Source organism: Streptomyces sp. CNX435 (assembly GCF_059570575.1).
Map to the genome: position 1 here is coordinate 524,780 of NZ_JCANTA010000002.1, position 18,897 is coordinate 543,676.

General features: G+C 74.9%; 13 protein-coding genes. 4 read left to right on the plus strand and 9 right to left on the minus strand.

Annotated features, from left to right (window positions below):
- The first annotated feature begins 5 nt into the window (after positions 1 to 5).
- Entirely contained in the window at positions 6 to 5,135 is a 5,130-nt protein-coding gene (locus tag T328_RS05620) for a hypothetical protein (RefSeq protein ID WP_496494733.1), read from the plus strand.
- Positions 5,136 to 5,240: 105 nt separating this feature from the next.
- On the opposite strand, the gene T328_RS05625 is transcribed toward T328_RS05620, so the two are convergent.
- From T328_RS05625 to T328_RS05635, 3 genes are all read right to left on the minus strand, one after another.
- Positions 5,241 to 5,864: a hypothetical protein gene (locus T328_RS05625; protein ID WP_496494734.1), complete on the minus strand. Its 624-nt coding sequence runs from the start codon at positions 5,862 to 5,864 to the stop codon at positions 5,241 to 5,243.
- Positions 5,865 to 5,912: 48 nt separating this feature from the next.
- Positions 5,913 to 7,079, minus strand: coding sequence for an L-histidine N(alpha)-methyltransferase (locus tag T328_RS05630; RefSeq protein ID WP_496494735.1), 1,167 nt, complete (start codon positions 7,077 to 7,079; stop codon positions 5,913 to 5,915).
- Between the two features lie 170 nt (positions 7,080 to 7,249).
- Positions 7,250 to 7,639: a hypothetical protein gene (locus T328_RS05635; protein ID WP_496494736.1), complete on the minus strand. Its 390-nt coding sequence runs from the start codon at positions 7,637 to 7,639 to the stop codon at positions 7,250 to 7,252.
- A 174-nt stretch (positions 7,640 to 7,813) separates the two neighbouring features.
- On the opposite strand from T328_RS05635, the gene T328_RS05640 reads away from it, so the two are divergent.
- Positions 7,814 to 8,236 (plus strand): roadblock/LC7 domain-containing protein, encoded by a 423-nt coding sequence (locus tag T328_RS05640; RefSeq protein ID WP_496494737.1) that lies wholly within the window; start codon positions 7,814 to 7,816, stop codon positions 8,234 to 8,236.
- A 31-nt stretch (positions 8,237 to 8,267) separates the two neighbouring features.
- On the opposite strand, the gene glpK is transcribed toward T328_RS05640, so the two are convergent.
- The 6 genes from glpK to T328_RS05670 form a co-directional block, all read right to left on the minus strand.
- Positions 8,268 to 9,779 (minus strand): glycerol kinase GlpK, encoded by a 1,512-nt coding sequence (gene glpK, locus T328_RS05645; RefSeq protein WP_496494738.1) that lies wholly within the window; start codon positions 9,777 to 9,779, stop codon positions 8,268 to 8,270.
- 15 nt (positions 9,780 to 9,794) lie between these two features.
- Positions 9,795 to 10,529: an MIP/aquaporin family protein gene (locus tag T328_RS05650; protein WP_496494739.1), complete on the minus strand. Its 735-nt coding sequence runs from the start codon at positions 10,527 to 10,529 to the stop codon at positions 9,795 to 9,797.
- A 306-nt stretch (positions 10,530 to 10,835) separates the two neighbouring features.
- The gene (locus T328_RS05655; protein ID WP_496494740.1) at positions 10,836 to 11,639 is read right to left on the minus strand and encodes an RluA family pseudouridine synthase; all 804 of its coding nucleotides are present in this window, start codon (positions 11,637 to 11,639) and stop codon (positions 10,836 to 10,838) included.
- A gap of 100 nt (positions 11,640 to 11,739) precedes the next feature.
- On the minus strand, positions 11,740 to 12,234 hold the full coding sequence (locus T328_RS05660) for a TrmH family RNA methyltransferase (protein ID WP_496494741.1): 495 nt from the start codon (positions 12,232 to 12,234) through the stop codon (positions 11,740 to 11,742).
- 31 nt (positions 12,235 to 12,265) lie between these two features.
- Entirely contained in the window at positions 12,266 to 13,090 is an 825-nt protein-coding gene (locus T328_RS05665; RefSeq protein ID WP_496494742.1) for a M15 family metallopeptidase, read from the minus strand.
- 96 nt (positions 13,091 to 13,186) lie between these two features.
- Positions 13,187 to 15,520, minus strand: coding sequence for a TIM-barrel domain-containing protein (locus T328_RS05670; protein WP_496494743.1), 2,334 nt, complete (start codon positions 15,518 to 15,520; stop codon positions 13,187 to 13,189).
- A gap of 257 nt (positions 15,521 to 15,777) precedes the next feature.
- On the opposite strand from T328_RS05670, the gene T328_RS05675 reads away from it, so the two are divergent.
- Both T328_RS05675 and T328_RS05680 read left to right on the plus strand, forming a co-directional pair.
- The gene (locus T328_RS05675; RefSeq protein ID WP_496494744.1) at positions 15,778 to 17,868 is read left to right on the plus strand and encodes an acetoacetate--CoA ligase; all 2,091 of its coding nucleotides are present in this window, start codon (positions 15,778 to 15,780) and stop codon (positions 17,866 to 17,868) included.
- Positions 17,869 to 17,936: 68 nt separating this feature from the next.
- The gene (locus T328_RS05680; protein ID WP_496494745.1) at positions 17,937 to 18,821 is read left to right on the plus strand and encodes a DUF8829 domain-containing protein; all 885 of its coding nucleotides are present in this window, start codon (positions 17,937 to 17,939) and stop codon (positions 18,819 to 18,821) included.
- Positions 18,822 to 18,897 lie beyond the last annotated feature (76 nt).

Here is an 18,897-nt window from a genome sequence, read left to right on the forward strand (position 1 = left end):
ATCCCATGTACGAGCTGTCCCGGATCCGCCTCTACTCCATCGGGCCCGCCGGCGCGCGGTACGCCGACACCGTGCTCGACCTGCGCGGCGTCGGCGGCGAGGTGCCCCAGCCGGCGCCCGCCCAGGGTGACTTCTTCGCCGCCGAGCCGGCCGGCCCGCCGCGCCGGCCGGCGCCCGCGGGCGTGCTGTTCCTGGAGAACGGCGGCGGCAAGTCCGTGCTGCTGAAGCTGATCTTCTCCGTGATGCTGCCCGGCCACCGCAACACCCTCGGCGGCGCCAGCTCCGGCGTGCTGCGCAAGTTCCTGCTCGCCGACGACACCGGGCACGTCGCGCTGGAGTGGCAGCACACCGTGACCGGCGAGCAGATCGTCGTCGGCAAGGTGAGCGAGTGGCGCGGCCGGCAGGTCTCCGGCGACCCCCGGAAGTTCGCCGAGGCGTGGTATTCGTTCCGCCCCGGACCCGGGATGGGCCTGGACGGGCTGCCGGTCGCGGAGATGTCGGCGGCTGCGGCCGTACGCCCCGCCGCCGAGGGTGCGTCGGGGGCGCGGGGGCGGCGCCGCACGATGAAGGGCTTCCGGGATGCGCTGACCGAGGCCGGCAAGGCGTACCCGCACCTGGACGTGGTGTGGGAGGAGATTCACGAGCGGTGGAACGAGCACCTGGGACGGCTCGGCCTCGACCCCGAACTCTTCCGCTACCAGCGGGAGATGAACGCCGACGAGGGCGAGGCCGCCGGGCTGTTCGCGGTGAAGAACGACTCCGACTTCACCCACCTGCTGCTCCGTGCGGTCACCGACACCCGTGACACCGACGGCCTCGCCGACCTCGTCCACGGCTTCGCGCACAAGCTGGGCCGCCGCGCCGAGCTCACCGCCGAGCGCGACTTCACCGCCGGCTCCCTCGACCTGCTCACGCACATCGTCACGGGCGCGGAGCAGCGCACCCGCGCCCGTGACGTGCTCGGCGGCGCCGAGCGCCGGGCCCGGGCGCTCGCCGGCCGGCTCACCGCCCGGGCCGACGCGGAGCGTGCCCGGGCGGCGGAGCTGGCCGGGCAGGAGCGGGCGGCGGGGGAGCGGGTCACGGCCGCGGAGGAGTCCCGGCGCGGCAGCGAACTGATCGCCGCGGAGCTGGCGTACCGGCACGCGTCGCTGGCGCTGGCCGCCGCCGAGAAGAGCGCCGCGGGCAAGCGCCGCGAGCTGACCGACGCCCGTACGCTGCACGCCGCCTGGCAGGGCGCGGAGGCGGTGCTGCGGCACCGCGCCGCCGCCGATCGCGCCGCGCGCGTCTCCGCCGCCATCCGCGAGGCCGAGCGCGACGCCGCCCCGGCGCTCGCGGCCCGCGCCCAGGCCGCCACCGGGCTCGTACGCGCGCTGCATGCCGCCGCCCGCGACGGTGAGGCGCTGGCCGCGGAGCAGGAGGAGCGCTCGGCCGGGCTGCAGCGGGAGTCGGAGACGGCGCACGCCGACGCGGTCGCCGCCGCCACCCGCGCGCAGCGCGCCCGCAGCGAGACCGGCCACCTGCGCCAGCGGCTCGCGGAGGTCGAGCAGGAGACGGCCGAGGCGGTACGGGCCGGCTGGCTGGACGCCGCCGACGACGCCCTCCCCGACACTGCCCCCGACAAGGACCCAGCCCGCGCGGCACTCGCCGCCGGGGACGCGGAGAAGGCGGCGGTCGCCGCCTGGGACGAGGCCCGCGAGTCCGCCCGCACGGCGACGGAGCGCGCCCGCGAGACGACGGCGGCCCTGGCCCGCGCGGAGCTGGCCGCGGCCCGCGCCACGGACGCGGCCGAGGCGTCGGCGGCGGCGTACGACACGGAGCGCCGCGCGGCGGAGTCGCTGGCGGCGGAGCCCCGGCTGGTGGAGCTGCTGGGGTTGCCGGAGCCGGACGGGGCGGGCGGCGCGAGCGCGGGCCCGGGAAGCGGTCCGGCCGGGCCCGGCGACGTGCCCGAGGACGCGCCGGGGCCCGGTCCGCGCGGCACCGGAGGTGCCGCCGGGGCGGGCGAGGGCGCGCGGGCCCGCCTGCCTGGCGAGACGATGGCGCCCTCCCGGCCCGCCGCCGGCGTGGCCGCGCGGGGCCGGGGCCGGGGCCCCCGGGAGGCCTCCGGTGCGGGCGGTGCGGAACGGGCGCTGAGCGCCGTGGAGTTCGACCGGGCCGCCGACGAGCTGCGGGCGCTGCTCGACACGCGCGTCACGGACGTCGAGCGGCGGCTGTTCGACCTGCGCACCGCCGCCGGGGACGACGCCCGGATCCTCGCCGCCCTGGGCGACGGCGGCCTGCTGCCGCCGGGGCCGGACGTGCTGGCCGTCGTGGACTGCCTCGGCGAGCACGGCATCCCCGCCCTGCCCGGCTGGCGGTACCTCGCCCAGGCCGTCGACCCGGCCGACCACGCCGCCGTACTCGACGCCCGCCCGGAGCTGGTCGACGGCGTCGTCATCACCGACCCGGACACGCACGCCCGCGCCCGCGAGGTGCTGCGCGAAGCGGCGCTGCTGCCCCGCTCGGCCCTCGCCGTCGGCACCGCCGCCGCCCTGCTCGCGCCCCCGCCACCCACCGGGGAGCGCGACGGCGGGGTGTTCCTCGTGCCGCCCAACCCGGCCATGCACGATGAGCGCGCCGCCGACGACGAGCGCCACGCCCTGCGCGCCCGCGCCGCCGACCGCGACGAGCAGATCCGCGCCCTCGCCGCCCGACTCGCCGCCGACCGGGCCCTGGCGGCGCGGCTGGCCTCGTGGCGTACGGGCTGTCCCGCCGGCCGACTGGCCGAGCTTGCCGCCGCCGCGGAGACGGCCCGTACGGCAGCCGCCGCGGCGGACGGGGTGCTGACCCGCGCCCGCGTCGATGCCGAGGACGCCGCGGCAGCAGCCGAGGAGACCACCAGGGCCCGCGAGGAGCGCCAGGAGCGGGCCCAGCGCGCCCGCCGCGGCGCCGACGCCCTGGCGGGCCTGGCGCACCGCCTGCGCGAGCGTTCGGGGTGGCAGGCCCGCCTCCGCGAACTCGCCGACGAGGCGGTGGAGTACGAGGGCAGGGCCGCCGACTGCGTCGCCCGCGCCCGCGCGGCCGACGAGGACCGCCGCGACGCCCAGCGCGCCGCCGACGACGCCCGCCGCACGTCCCGCGCGCTGCGCGCGGAGCGCGCGGAGATCGCGGGGGTGGCGGAGGAGCTGGAGGCGGAGGCGGCGGACGAGGCCGCGGCGGCGGAGCCCGCCGGGCCCTCGGCTTCTCCCGGCGGGGCGCCGGGCGCGCGGCCCGGAAGCCCGCCCACGGGGGCGGACGGTGGGGCCGGGGCCGGGACCGGCGGCCGGGCCGGTTCCGGTGCGGTTCAGGCCGCAACGTCCCGCCCGGGCGGCGCTCCTACGGACACCACCGCCCCCCACTCATCCGGGCCCCCGGGTACAGCCGGCTGGGCCGCCCCCGCCGCCCGCCCGGAGGGCGCCCCGGCCCGGCGGGTCCGGGCCACCGCCGCGGACGCGGCGCGCGCCTCGCTGCCCGCGCTGCGGGAGGCGTACCGGGCCGCCTCCCACGTCTACGAGAAGGTCGGCGTCGGCGCCGACCTGCGGGCCGAGCAGGCGCGGGCCGAGAGCGAGGAGTCCGCCGCGCTCGCGGAGCTGAACCGGCTCAGCAACAAGGTCCGTACCCGCGCCGCCACGCTGCTCGAAGGGCCGGACGGCGCCGACGCGCCGTCCCGGCAGGCCGCCGCCGCCCGCGCCGAGTCCGTCGTGCAACTGCTGGAGTCCCGCTCCGCCGCGGCCAGCGAGACGCTGGGGCGGCTGCGCGGCGACGCCGAGCGGCTCGCGCCCGAGGGCGGCGACGCGCACACCGAGCTGCCCGACGACCTCGTGCCCGACGGCGCCGAGCACGCCCAGGCGCTGCTGCGCGCCGCCGCCGCCACCGCCGCGGAGCGGGCGGACGAACTCGCCGCCGCCACCGCCGCCCACGCCGAGCTGCGCCGCGCCAGCGCCGCCGCCGTGGACGCGGCCGACGCCTTCGCCGAGACCGCCGCCATGCTGCGGGACCTGCTCCGTGGCCCGGCCGCCGGCGACGAGCAGGACGACGCGGCGGGCGCGGCGGAGCCGTTCCCGGGCGGGCTGGACGGCGCCCGGCAGGCCGCCGCCGAGTCCCGCCGCTCGCTGCGCGGCTGCGCCGCGGACCTCGCCGCCGCCGAGTCCGCCCTGCGCGACGCGTGCGACGTGCTCGTACGACACGCCAACTCCACCCGCTACGAGCAGGTCCGCACCCCCGCCCGGCAGCAGATCCGCGAACTGCCCACCGCCGCCCTGCCGGAGCACGCCGCCGCCTGGGCGGCGGCCTTCGCGCCGCGGCTGCGCGTGCTCACCGACGAACTGGCGCAGCTGGAGCGCAACCGCGACGGCATCGTCGACCGGCTGCGCGGGCTGGTCGAGTCCGGCCTCGCCACGCTGCGCGCCGCGCAGCGGCTGTCGCGGCTGCCGGAGGGGCTGGGGGAGTGGTCCGGGCAGGAGTTCCTGCGTATCCGCTTCGAGGACCCCGACCAGGCGACGCTGTCGGAGCGCCTGGGCGAGGTCATCGACGAGGCCACGCGCGCGGCCGTACGCAAGAACAGCGACCTGCGCCGCGACGGCACGACGCTGCTGCTGCGCGGCGTGGACGCCGCGATGCAACCCAGGGGCGTCTCGGTGGAGATCCTCAAGCCGGACGCGGTGCTGCGCGCGGAGCGGGTGCCGGTCGGGCAGATGGGCGACGTGTTCTCCGGCGGCCAGCTGCTCACCGCCGCCATCGCGCTCTACTGCACGATGGCCGCCCTGCGGGGCAACGACCGCGGTGACGACCGGCACCACCACGCGGGCACGCTCTTCCTCGACAACCCCATCGGCCGCGCCAACGCCACGTATCTGCTGGAGCTGCAGCGCGCCGTCGCCGACGCCCTCGGCGTGCAGCTCCTCTACACCACGGGTCTGTTCGACACGACGGCGCTCGCCGAGTTCCCGCTGGTGATCCGGCTGCGCAACGACGCGGACCTGCGCGCGGGGCTGAAGTACATCACCGTGGAGGAACACCTGCGCCCGGGGCTGCCGGCGCGGCGGGAGGGGACGGAGCCGTCGGTCGGCGAGGTGACGGCGACCCGGATCTTCCGCCGCCCGCCGGCGGCGGCACCGTAGGAGAGCGGGCTGCAGAGCCACCGACCCGCCGAGCCACCGACCCGCCGAGCCACGGACCCGCCGAGCCACAGGGCCGCCGGCTCCGGAGACTCGGCGGCTCGGTGCTCAGCCGCCCCGCTCCGCCGCCCGCTCCATGCCCCGGCCACCGGCCAGCGCCTCGACCACCTCCGGCTTGTCCCGGTATCGGGTGCGCAGCAACTCCTCGATCCGGTCCCGCAGCCGGCACGTGTCGTCCAGGTGCCCGCCGTCGCGGTGCAGGTCCCGGTCGATCCGCAGCAGCTCCGGCCCGTCCGCCTCCACGACGAAGCTGCGCAGCTCCGCCAGGTCCAGGCGGCGGTTGAACTCCCGTACCGTGTCGCGCCACCTGTGCAGCAGCGCCACCAGCTCGTGGTGCTCCCGCCCGGCCAGCACGCCGGACACCAGCGTCGCGTCCGTCGCCGACAGCACGGGCCGCGGGAAGACCCGGTGCACGGGGCGGGCCGGATCGAGGGGCGCGAACCGCGGGTCGGTCAGGATCGCGGTGTTCTTCACCAGCTCCTCGGCCAGCGCGCGCAGCGTCTGCTTCTCCCGGTCCCGGGCCGCAGCCCGCCGCTCCGCGATCACCCCGCTCATCGCGGCGAGGATCGCCGGCACCTGGATCGCCGGCTCCCACCGGCTGCCGTCCGAGGCGCGTACCAGCCAGGCGACGCACAACCCGAGGGCGACGAGGAGCGCGGTCGCGGTGAACACCCCGTAGAACGCGCTCCGTGACGGACGCACCATTCCCCGCGGCCCCGGTCAGCCGAACGGGTTCGGAGCCGGAACCTCTACCGCCGGGTCCTCCGCGGCCTCCGCCGCGGAGCGCAGCAGCACCAGGTCCATGCCGAAGCCCGTCTCGCCGAACCCGGCGTGGAAGCCGGAGCTGGTGCGGGTCTCCTCCTCCGCCCCGGCGTCGGCGAGCAGCTTGGCGAAGCCGTCCGCCGAGTACTTGCGGGTGGTCAGGAGGCGGATGGTGTCGCCGTCGGGGAACTCGACGCCGCTGCGGTCGGGCAGGGTGAGGAGCACCTGCCCGCCGGTGCGGTTGCGGTAGACGACCTTGACCTTCAGCGCCCGGTCGCCCTCGACCGACGGCTCGTACGTGACGCTGGCCATGTCGATGTGCAGGTCGGTGTACTCCATGACGGCGCTGGTGACGAACTCGGCGAAGCGCGGGCTCGACCCGTACTCGCGGGCCGCGGCCTGCGCGGCGTCGTCGTCCAGCGTGTCGGCGCGGGCGACCTCCAGCAGGAACCGGTCCTGGGGCCGCAGCAGGCTGCCGGTCAGCATGGTCAGCAGCCCCGTGTCGTCGGTGAAGTTGGCCAGAGTGTTGCCCAGCAGCGAGTACAGCACGGGCTCGTCGCCGACGAGGCTCTCCACCAGCCGGCGCAGCGCGCGGACGCCGCGTGCGTTCGCGAAGTCGAGCTGCACGGGGACGACACCGCCTGCCGGCAGGTCGAGATGGCGCAGCGCCTCCCGCCCGCCCAGCCGCAGCATCTCGGGGCTGACGTCCACGGGCACGTACGTGAGCGCGCCGGGCTCCCGGCCGCGGCGCAGCCGGGACAGGATCGTCTGGTCCTTCTGCCCGGTGCCGGTGCCCAGGCTCACGTAGTGGCAGGGGGTGTCGTCGAGGTCGTCGGCGATCTGCCGCCAGCGCTGTGCGAAGGACTCGATGCTCTCCCGCATCACCGGGTAGAACAGGTCGGAGCAGGCGTGCACCCACGCCATGGTCGACGCCACGCCCCAGTACGAGAACCCGGACGCGATGTACTTCCCGTCGCCGGTCTCGGAGTACGGCTCCCGCAGCGCGCTGCTCATCTGGGAGAACTTCTGCGACTGGTCCTCGCCGACCATGCAGAGGGACCAGGGGGAGTCGCGCTGGGACAGTGCCGCCTCCAGGCGTTGAAGCCCCCTGTTGCCTGTGGTCATGCGGACGGCCGCCCCCTATGAAGAAGTTCCGACTCCTGCTGGCAGAACCGTAGTTGGCGGCCGCATCGACAACAAGCCGAACCGGCCAGGGGTGGCCGGGTTCAGCCGCTCTTGCGCCCCGGCGGGCTTCCCGATCCGAACCCGGCCGACGAGCCCCGAAGCTGCCGCGCTCAGACTCCCGCCGGCACCGCTCCCGGCGGCCGGTCGCGCTGTGTGCGGCGCCCGCCGCGGCGCTCCCTGCGGGCGCGCCGCGCCGCGCTGCTGGGCAGTGACTCCACCCCGTGCCGCTGCCTCCACACCTGCCGCGTCACCCAGACGTCCAGCACGCCCCAGGTCGCGACCACGGTGCTGACGACCGTGCTCAGCAGCAGCGGAAAGGCCGGCCAGGCACCGGTGACGGTGAAGAGCACGGCCGCCATCGCCTGCGACAAGGTCACGGCCACGATGATCACGGCGCGCACGGCCGCCGTCCGTACCGGATCCGGAAGCCTCGGTGTGCCGACGGGCTCCTCGACCCAGAGCGGCGACTCGGGGCGCCGCAGCTCCTCCTCCACAGCCATCAAATCCCTCTCCCGCTTGTCCGCCGGGTGCCCTGGGTGACCGCTCCGTCCGCGGGGGCCGTGAATGCCCGGGGTACCCATGTTTACACGTTTCGACGTGTCAACGTTCGAAGGGGGCTACGAGTTGCCGGGGCGACGGTAGTAGGCTGCGCCGACTGGGGAAGGGACGCGGGCATGGTTGTGCAGGGTGGGAACAGACAGCACCCGGCGGGAAGCCGGTTGAACTGGCTGCTCGACGATCTGGTGGGGCGGCTGGCAAGCGTGCGGATGGCGCTGGTGCTGTCGTCCGATGGGCTGCCGATGAGCGTGTCCGAGGACGTGAGCAGGGAGGACTCCGAGCATCTCGCCGCGGTCGCCTCCGGCATCCACGGCCTGGCCAAGGGCGTGGGCACCCACTTCGAGGCGGGTTCCGTACGGCAGACGCTGGTGGAGCTGGACGACGCGTTCCTCTTCGTCACCGCCGCCGGCGACGGCAGCTGCCTCGCGGTGATGGCGGCGTCGGACGCCGACATCGGGCAGATCGCGTACGAGATGACGCTGCTGGTCAAGCGGGTCGGCGAGCATCTGGCGGCGGCGCCGCGGGGCAACCGGTCCTGACGGCGGACGGCCGCGCCGCGGCGCCCTGCCGTCACCCGGTCTCGTCCTCCTGCCAGCCGAGGCTGCGCTCGACGGCCTTGCGCCAGTTGCGGTACTCGCGCTCACGGGTGGCGTCGTCCATCCGCGGGGTCCACGCGGTGTCGCGCTTCCAGTGGGTCCTCAGCTCGTCCTGGTCCTGCCACACGCCGGTGGCCAGCCCCGCCGCGTAGGCGGCGCCGAGGCAGGTGGTCTCGGAGATCACCGGCCGCAGCACCGGCACGCCGAGAACGTCGGCCTGGTGCTGCATCAGCAGATTGTTGGCGGTCATCCCTCCGTCCACCTTCAGGTCCGTCAGCCGTACCCCCGAGTCCTGGTACATCGCGTCGACGACCTCGCGGGTCTGCCAGCTCGTCGCCTCCAGCACCGCGCGGGCCAGGTGCGCCTTGGTGACGTACCGGGTCAGGCCGGTGACGACGCCGCGCGCGTCGCCGCGCCAGTGCGGGGCGAACAGGCCGGAGAACGCGGGGACGATGTACGCGCCGCCGTTGTCCGCCACGCTCGCCGCCAGCGTCTCGATCTCGTCGGCGGCGGAGATGATCCCGAGTTGGTCGCGGAACCACTGCACCAGCGCCCCGGTGACGGCGATGGAGCCCTCCAGGCAGTAGACGGGCGCTTCGCCGCCGATCTGGTAGCCCATGGTGGTCAGCAGCCCGCTCTTCGACGGCACCGGCCGGGTACCGGTGTTGAGCAGCAGGAAGCTGCCCGTGCCGTACGTGTTCTTGGCCTCGCCGACGCCGTAGCAGGTCTGGCCGAAGATCGCCGCCTGCTGGTCGCCCAGCGCGGAGGCCACGGGCACCCCGTCGAGCTGGCCGGTGCAGGTGCCGTACACCTCCGCGGAGGAGCGGATCTCCGGCAGCATCGCGGCCGGGACGTCCATGGCCGCGAGGATCGACGGGTCCCACTGGTGGGTCTCGATGTTCATGAGCATGGTGCGTGAGGCGTTGGTGACGTCGGTGACGTGCACGCCGCCGTCCGGTCCGCCGGTGAGGTTGTAGATCAGCCAGGAGTCGACGGTGCCGAAGGCGATCTCGCCGTTCTCCGCGCGGCGGCGCAGGCCCGGCACGTTGTCCAGCAGCCAGGCGGCCTTGGGGCCGGAGAAGTAGCTGGCGAGCGGCAGCCCGGTGCGGTCGCGGAAGCGGTCCTGGCCGTCGGCCCCGCCGAGTTCGGTGCACAGGGCAGCGGTGCGGGTGTCCTGCCAGACGACGGCGTTGTGCACCGGCTTGCCGGTGGCCCGGTCCCACAGCACGGTCGTCTCGCGCTGGTTGGTGATGCCGACGGCGCTCAGCTCGTCGGCCCGTAGCCCCGCCCGGGCCAGCGCGCCGGCCACCACGGCCTGGGTCTTGGCCCAGATCTCGGTGGCGTCGTGCTCCACCCAGCCGGGCCGGGGGAAGATCTGGCGGTGCTCGCGCTGGTCGACGGCGACGATGGCGCCGTTCTGGTCGAAGACGATGCAGCGGCTCGACGTGGTGCCCTGATCGATTGCGGCGACGTACTTGTCCGTCATGACGTCCCCTTGCTGCTAGAAGGCGAGTTTGTAGATCAGCGCGCTCAGCACGCCGCCGATCAGCGGCCCGGCGACGGGGATCCAGGCGTAGTTCCACTCGCTGGTGCCCTTGTTGGGGATGGGCAGCAGCGCGTGGGCGATACGGGGGCCGAGGTCGCGGGCCGGGTTGATGGCGTAGCCCGTCGGCCCGCCGAGCGACAGGCCGATGCCGGCGACGAGCAGCGCGACGATCAGGACCTGGGTGCCGGACTTGCCCAGCCCCGTGGTGAGCCCGAAGGCGAGGATCGGCAGCACGAGGCCGATGGTGGCGATGATCTCGGTGACGAGGTTCTGCCACGGGTGGTAGATCTCCGGGCGGGTGGAGAAGATGCCGAGCGTCTCGACGGCGGTCTCGCGGTTCGCGTTGCGCGCGAACTGGCCGTAGTAGACGAGCCAGGCGAGCACCGCGCCGATGAGGGCGCCGAGCATCTGCGAGGCGATGTAGAGCGGGACCTTCCCCCAGTGCTCGTTGCTCTCGACGGCGACGCCGAGGGTCACGGCCGGGTTGATGTGCCCGCCGGACAGGGGCGCGGCGGTGTACGCGCCCGCCAGCACGGCGAAGCCCCAGCCGAAGGCGATGACGACCCAGCCGGCGCCCTTGGCCTTGGATTTCTCCAGGGTGACGGCGGCGCAGACGCCGGCGCCGAACAGGATGAGTATGGCGGTGCCGATTACTTCACCGGCGAAGATGTCCCCGTTGGGATAGTCCATTGCGGCTCCTCGAGCTCACCCACCGGGACGCGGTCCCGGTCGAGACGAAAGGGTCCGTTCTTCCCTGGCTGCTGCCAAGACGTCGAGCGCCGGCGGGGAGGGTGCCCATGCCCCGTCCGGCGACCGCTGCGAGCGCGCGTCAGCGTGGCGTATCGCCGGTGGGAGACAGGGCGGCGGGGCCGTCGTGCGGCGATGCCCGACTGACATCCGGCAGTGTTCACCTGGGCTGATGGGCCGTCAAGACAATGGACACGACAGCCTCATATGTATCGCGGCCCGGTGCCGCAACCGACGGTGTCCGCGGGGTCAGGACTTCGCCGGGCCGGCGAGCCCCGCACCCTCGCGCAGGAGATGGGCGACCGCTTCCGCGGAGAGGGTGCCGGCCAGCGGCTGCCAGAAGTCCTCGTCCGGGTCGGCCACCACGTCGATGCGGCTGCCGTCGCGCCAGGAAGCGTCGAAGCCCAGTCGCCAGGAATGCAGGTGCGTCCGGAGGCCCGCCGCCGCGGCGGCCTTGTCGAAGAGGGGATCGCCCAGAATCGGGTGGCCGGTCCAGGCGAGGTGGACACGGATCTGGTGACGCCGGCCGGTGAGCGGCCGGACGACGAGCACCGAATACTCGCCGTCGCTCCAGAGCGTCCGGAAACAGGTGGTCGACGGATAGTTCTTCACGTCGAGGAGATCGTCTTCCGCGACCCACCAACGGCCTTCTTTTTCGTCGGCCCGAATATCCTCGCGGGCCGCGGCGATACGCACCCTGTTCTTACGTCCGACGCTCAGCGGCAGCTCGATCGTTCCCCGGTCGGGCAATCCGGCGGTCTTGGTGACGACCAGGTACGCCTTGTCGACGGTCCGCTTGTTGAACTGCCGGGTCAATCCACCGTGCGTGGCCAGGTCCTTCGCGAAGAGGACGACACCGGACGTGACCTTGTCGACGCGATGGGCCGGAAACAGCTGCTCTCCCGCCTCTTCGGCCAGCTCCACGAGATCGGTTCCGTGCCGCTCGCCCATCACGGAGATCCCGGCCGGTTTGTTCAGCACCAGGACCGCGTCGTCCTCCAGTAGCGCCGGAGTGCTGCGGATTTCCCGCCAACTGGGCACTGTCATCCTCATGTCTCTCATCGAACGGGGGCTGGCCTGGCCGGTGATCGCCAGCGGCGGACCTGCCCGGGTACTTCTCCGCGAGGAGCCGTCCCGGGCCGCCTGCCGCGGATCAGCCTTCGGGGTACTGCTTGCAGTATTCGTACAGGGCCATCGCCGTCGCGGTCGCCACATTGTAGCTGTGCGGCATTCCCCACACCGGAATCTCGACGCAGTCGTCGACGAACTTCAGTTCCTCCTCGGTGAGGCCGAGACGCTCGTTTCCGACGGCCAGGGCCGTTTTCCGGGGAAAGGAAAAGCTGTGCAGGCTGTGCGAGTTCGTCGTCTGCTCCAGGCCGACGACCCGGTATCCCTCCGAGCGGAGAGCCTTGAGCACGGGGGGAAGTGTCCGCCGGACCTCGATCCTCACGTGCTCCAAGCTGTCCCGTGCCACGTCCGGGTCGACTTTCCCGCTACCGCACGCGATGACCCTGGTGATTCCGCAGCACCCGGCGGTGCGCACGATGCTGGACAGATTTGCGCGGGTACGAAGAGGAGCGCAGGCCAGCACGATTTCGCGCTCTCTGGTCAGCGCGGCCGGCGGCCGATGCCGAATGTGATCGAACATGATCGGCTCAGTCTACAAGGAGCGGTCCCGGCTATCCGCGCCCGGACAGTGAGCGACGGTGGACCGGGAAGTCGAAGTACGTGTCGGGGAACGGCTCGTTCGCGAGCCCGAAGTGCCACCACTCGTACTCGTAGTTGACGAAGCCCGCCGCCTCCAGGCCCTCCTTGAGCCGCAGCCGGTTGGCGCGCTGCTCGCCCCGCACCCGCTCGTCCAGCGTGTGGCTGAGGGTGTCGAAGCAGTCGTAGCCGGTCGCCATGTCGACGGAGTTGTCGGGGAAGCGCTCCTGCCGCGGGGCGGCGCAGTCGACGAGCGGTTCGCCCGGGACGTACGGCCGGGTGGGCTCGGCCGGCAGCTTCACCAGCGTGAGGTCCACGACGCTGCCGCGGCTGTGCCCGGAGCGTTCGGCGATGTAGCCGTCCTCGAAGAGCCGGGACTTGTCCACGCGCGGGTAGAACTCGTCCTTCATCCGCTGGTCGTCCAGGTCCTCGGCCCACTCGACGAACTGGTCCACGGCACGCTGCGGGCGGTAGCAGTCGTAGACCTTCAGGGAGTATCCGTCCCGGAGGAACGCCCGCTGCGCCTTCTTCAGCGCCCGGGCGGCGTCCTCGGTGAGGATGCACATCGGCTTGACGTACCCGTCGATGCGCTCGCCGGTGAAGTTGTGCCGGGTGACGTAGCGGATGTCGTGCAGGATCGTACGGTCCACGTCCGAGAGCGCGACGAACTCCTTCGGAGCCGTCGGCTCCGGCTTCGCGGTGGCCGGGGGAGCCACGGTGGCCGTGACGGCGAGGGCCGCGGCCGAGGCCAGGACGGCGAGCCGGGTCTGGGGGCGCGCGAGGGCGGCGTTCTTTGGCATGGCCCTTATCACTATCGCGCTCGCGGGCGCGCGCGGAAGGGCGCGGCGGAGATCGTTCGGGCGGGCGGAGCGGCAGGTCGGCGCTCTTCCCGGGGCCTACTCGCCCCGTATCCGCACCGGCAGGTCCGGCTCCGAGCCGTCCTCGCGCTGCACCGTCGTACGGCCCGTCCAGCGCGTGACGTACCGGTCGAGCCGCGGCGCCGCCCAGCCGTCACCGTCGTCCCGTACGACCACGCCGCCGCCCGTGACGCCGGGTGCCGGCGCCCACACCTCCAGCTCCGTGCCGCCGTCCGGGCCCGTCACCGGGAGCACGGCGCCCGCCCGGGCCAGCACCGGCACCCGGGCCGGCGGCGCGTCCAGCTGCACCGTGCCCGGGCCCCTGAGGGCGCGGCCCGTCGCCGTGTCGTACCACCGGCCCGCCGGCAGCCGCACCGCCCGCCGCCGCACCCCCGCGGCCAGCACCGGCGCCACCAGCAGCGCGTCCCCGAGCAGAAAGGCGTCCGCCGTCTCGCGCAGCGCCCGGTCGGCCGGGTCGTACCACCACACCGGGCGCACGTACGGCGCGCCGGTGCGCTCCGCGAGCCGGGCCAGCGTCGCCAGGTACGGCCGCAGCCGCTCCCGTTCGCGCAGCGCCGCGCCCGCGTGCTCCAGCACCTCGGGACCGAACTCCCACGGCTCGCGCCGCCCCGCGTCGAACGCGCAGTGCGTACGGAACAGCGGCAGGTACGAGCCGAGCTGCAGCCAGCGCAGATACAGCTCCGGCTCCGGCCGCCCGCTGAACCCGCCGACGTCCGGGCCGGAGTACGGCACCCCGCACAGGCCGAGGCCGACGACCAGCGCCAGCGACGCGGACAGCCCGGCCCAGCCGGTGGCCACGTCGCCGGACCAGGTGCCGCCGTAGCGCTGCAGGCCGGCCCAGCCGGAGCGGGAGAACAGGAACGGGCGGCGGTCGGGCCGCAGGCTGGTCAGCGCTCCGTACGCGGCGCGGGCCATGAGCAGGGCGTAGACGTTGTGCGCCTCGCGGTGGTCGCCGCCGCGGCCCTCCAGGGCGTGCCGGGCCGAGCGGGGCAGGGTCGTGTCGCCGAAGGCGGCGAAGGACGCCGGTTCGTTCATGTCGTGCCAGAAGCCGGTGAAGCCCTGCTGCAGCCGCTCGGCGTAGAGCCCGCCCCACCACTTGCGCGCCCGCGGGTCGGTGAAGTCGGGGAAGACCGAGGTGCCCGGCCATACCACGCCGCGTACGGGCCGGCCGCGCGCGTCCCGTACGAACGCGTCGGCGGCCACGCCGGCGTCGTAGACCGGGTAGCCCGGCTCGGCCTTCACACCCGGGTCGACGATCGAGACCAGGTGCACGCCGCCGGCGGCCAGCTCGCGGGCCAGCCGGGGCAGGTCGGGGTAGCGGTGCGGGTCGGCGGTGAAGACGCGGTGGCCGTCGTAGTGGTCGATGTCGAGGTGCACGGCCGCCAGCGGCAGGCCGCGCTCGCGGTAGCCGCGCACCACCCGGCGTACGCCCTCGGCGCCGCCGAGGTCCCAGCGCGCGTGCTGGTAGCCCAGCGCCCAGGCCGGCGGGACGGCGGGGGAGCCGGTGAGCGCCGCCCAGCTCTGCAGGACGCGGGCGGGGGTGCCGGCCATCACCCAGTAGCGCAGGGGGCCGCCGGCCATGCGCACCTCGATCCGGCCGGGGCGGTCGTGGCCGGAGCCCGCGCCCTCCTCACCGCGGCACAGCTCGACGCTGCCGTCCCAGGAGTTGTCGTGGAAGAGCAGATGGCAGCCGGCGTCGGAGACGACGAACTGCACGGGCATGGTGAGGGACAGCGGATCGTCGCCGGGGGCGAAGGCACCGCCGGGGTCGCTGTTCCACAGGCGGTAGCGGCCGTCGGGCAGGGCGGGGCCGGCGGAGCGGCCACCGAGGCCGAAGAACCGGGCGTCCGGGGCGACGTGCGCGCGCTGCACCCAGCGCCGTACACCGTCGCCTTCGCCCTCGCCTCCGGGCGCGTCCGGCGTCTCCCACCAGCGCGGCGGCTGCTCCCGGCGCAGCACCACGCCGGCCGGCGTCCGTACCTCCACCGCCCCGCGCCGCGACACCGCCACCGTGACCCGCTCCGACACCACCCGCCAGCCGCCGCCCGCGGCGTCCGGCTCCAGCTCCACGCGCACGTCTGTCTCCGGCCCGCGGGCGAGCGCGTACGACGGCTCCGGCTCGGCGCCGTCCCAGCCGCAGAACACCGCGCCCGCCGTCGTCACGCGCAGCTGCAGCGCGGAGCGGGCGAAGCGGACCATGCCCCCGCCGGGTGCCGGCTCGGCCGCGACCGCGAGCCCCGGCACCCGCGCCCGCTCCACCCCGCGGCGGGGGAGTGCGGCGGCGTCGGCCCGCCGGTTCCGCACGGCGGCGCGCAGCGCGCGGGCACGCCGGGTGAGGGCGGAGGGATCCATGCTGTTCAGCCTGCCACCGCGCACCCCGGCGAGCGAGAGAGTTCAACCGCTGTTCACCGGGAGTGCGGTCACGCGCCCCGTGGGCCCGCCGGACGCGGCACGGGCGGGCCGTACTGGTGCCGCATTCGATCACGTGGCATCGTCTCACCGGAGCACCGGCCACAGCTCGCCGGGCGCTCCGCGTGCGCCCCGGCGGCCCCGCTCGACGGGCGGCGGCGCGGACCCTCATGCGGATGCCGTACCACGGGAGTCACGCCATGCCGAGCCAGCCGCCCACCGAACCGCCCGCGCCGTCCGTGCTGTCTGCGGCGCCTGCGCCGCCCGCCGCGCTGTGGCGGCCGGGGCCGGAGCGCATCGAGCAGGCGCAGCTGACCCGTTTCCACCGCTGGGCCGCCGGACGCCACGGTGCGCCGGCGCCCGTCCCGGGCGACCCGGAGGCGAGCTACGCGGCGCTGCACCGCTGGTCGGTGGCGCCGGACGGCGGTCTGGAGCGGTTCTGGCGGGCGGCGGCGGAGTGGTTCGACATCCGGTTCTCCAGCCCGTACGAGACGGTCCTCGCGGACACCGCGATGCCGGGCGCCCGCTGGTTCCCCGGAGCCCGGCTCAACTACGCCGAACACGCGCTGCGCGCGGACCTCGGCGACCGGGCCGAGGGCGGGGCCGGTGACGGGGGCGGGCCGGCGCTGCTGCACGTCGCCGAGGGCGCCGAGCCGAGGGCCGTCGGCCGGGCGGAGCTGCGCGCGCAGGTCGGCTCGCTGGCGGCGGAGCTGCGCCGGCTCGGCGTACGGCCCGGGGACCGGGTCGGCGCGTACCTGCCGAACATCCCGCAGGCCGTCGTCGCGCTGCTGGCGACCGCCGCCGTCGGCGCCGTGTGGACCTCCTGCTCCCCGGACTTCGGCGCGCGCAGCGTCCTCGACCGCTTCCGCCAGGTCGAGCCGGCGGTGCTCGTCACCGTCGACGGCTACCGCTACGGCGGCAAGGAGCACGACCGCCGCGAGACCGTCGCCGAACTGCGCCGCGAACTGCCCGGCCTGCGCGCCGTGGTGCACGTCCCGCTGCTCGGCACCGCGCCGCCCGACGGCGCCCTGGAGTGGGACGCGCTGGTGGCGACCGGCGTCGAACCGGTCTTCGAGCAGGTGCCGTTCGACCACCCACTGTGGGTGCTGTACTCCTCGGGCACCACCGGCCTGCCCAAGGCGATCGTGCAGTCCCAGGGCGGCATCCTGCTGGAGCACCTCAAGCAGCTCGCCCTGCACTGCGACCTCGGTCCGGACGACCGGTTCTTCTGGTACACCTCCACCGGCTGGATGATGTGGAACTTCCTCGTCTCCGGCCTGCTGGTGGGCGCGACCGTGATCACGTACGACGGCAGCCCGGGCCACCCGGACGTGGCGGGGCAGTGGCGGGTCGCGGAGCGCACGGGGGCGACGTTCTTCGGCACCTCCGCGGCGTACGTCATGGCCTGCCGCAAGGCCGGCGTGCACCCGGGCCGCGACCTCGACCTGGCGCGGGTGCGCTGCGTCGCCACCACGGGCTCGCCGCTGCCCCCGGACGGGTTCCGGTGGATCCACGACGAGTTCCACCGGGCCGGCGGCCCGGCGGGGGCGACGGACATGTGGATCGCGTCGGTCAGCGGCGGCACGGACGTGTGCAGCTGCTTCGCCGGCGCGGTGCCGACGCTGCCGGTGCACCTGGGCGAGCTGCAGGCGGTGTCCCTGGCCACCGACCTGCAGGCGTGGGACCCGGCGGGTAAGCCGGTGACGGACGAGGTGGGCGAGCTGGTGGTGACCCAACCGATGCCGTCGATGCCCGTGCGCTTCTGGAACGACCCGGACGGCGCGCGCTACCGGGACAGCTACTTCTCCACCTACCCGGGCGTCTGGCGCCACGGCGACTGGATCACGCTCACCTCGCGCGGCTCGGTCGTCATCCACGGCCGCTCCGACTCGACGCTGAACCGGCAGGGCGTGCGCATGGGGTCCGCGGACATCTACGAGGTGGTGGAGCGGCTGCCTCAGGTGCGGGAGTCGCTGGTGATCGGCGTGGAGCTGCCGGACGGCGGGTACTGGATGCCGCTCTTCGTCCAACTGGCCGCCGGTGCACGGCTGGACGACGCCCTGCGGGACCGGATCCGCGACGCGCTGCGCGAGCAGCTGTCGCCGCGGCACGTGCCGGACGAGGTGATCGAGGTCGAGGGCGTGCCGCACACGCTGACCGGCAAGCGGCTGGAGGTGCCGGTCAAGCGGGTACTGCAGGGCACGCCGCTGGAGAAGGCGGTGAACCCGGGGTCGGTGGACCGGGTGGAGCTGCTGCGGTTCTACGAGCGGCTGGCGCGCGAGCGGAGCTGACCGCGGGCGTTGTCAGACCCCCCGATTACGGTGCGTAGTGATTTGTTGCGCTCCGTAGAGGGGGAGTCATGGCGCGTACGAGGACGGATGCCCGGCTGCTGCGCCGGGAGATGCCGGGCACGGTGGGGCTGCTGGCGGATGCCGCGGACTTCGCGGCGATGCGGCGATATGCGAGTTTCCTGTTCGACGACCACGCCGCGTATCTGCGGCAGGTGGAGGGCGTGCTGCGGGCCCGGGCGGCGCAAGGGGCGTACACGGCGGTGGCGCTCTTCGACCCGCCGGGCTTCGCGCGCTTCTGCGCCGAGCGCGGTCTGGACGCGGACACGTCGGTGAGCCGCTGCCGGTATGTGGCGGAGGCCGCCGGCCGCGGCCCCGCGGTGCCGTACGGAGGCCAGCCCATGGACCGGCTGGTGCCGCAGCTGCTCGACGCGGCGGCGCGCAGCCGCTCCCGCGAGCGCGCGGCGGCGCTGCTGGCGGCGGCGGGGAGGTGCGAGGAGTGCGGCGAGCACCGCGCGGACGCGGCGCTGGCCCGCGCGGGGGTGCTGGTCGACCGCTTGACGGAGGCCCTGGGCCCGGGGTCGCAGCACGTGGTGTGCACCGCCCGGGCGGCGGGCTTCCCCCTGGTCGCGGTGGCCCGCAGCGCGGTGTCGCCGGGGGAGAGGGCGCCGCGGCTGCGCCTCCCGGACGCGGAGGCGCTGCGGCTGGTGCTGGCGGCGGGGATCGCCACGTCGGGGACGGGCGGCGTGGTGGCCCGTACGACGCGGGCGGACGGCAGCGAGTGGGTGCGCGGCTGGCGGCTGCTGGACGGCTGGCCGGAGCCGCTGACGGAGAAGGAGGTCTACGCGGCGTACTGCACCAACGCCAGAACGGGAGCCCCCCTGCCCCCGGAACCCGGCGTCGCGTACTGCGCCGGCACCCCCCTGTCCCGCCCGGAGAAGGGCTGCCACCGATGACGCCGCGGCGCGGCGGCTCGCGCCGCGGAGCACCGCGTGGCGGGCCGCGCCGGCCGGCGGCGGTGTGCGGGGTCCG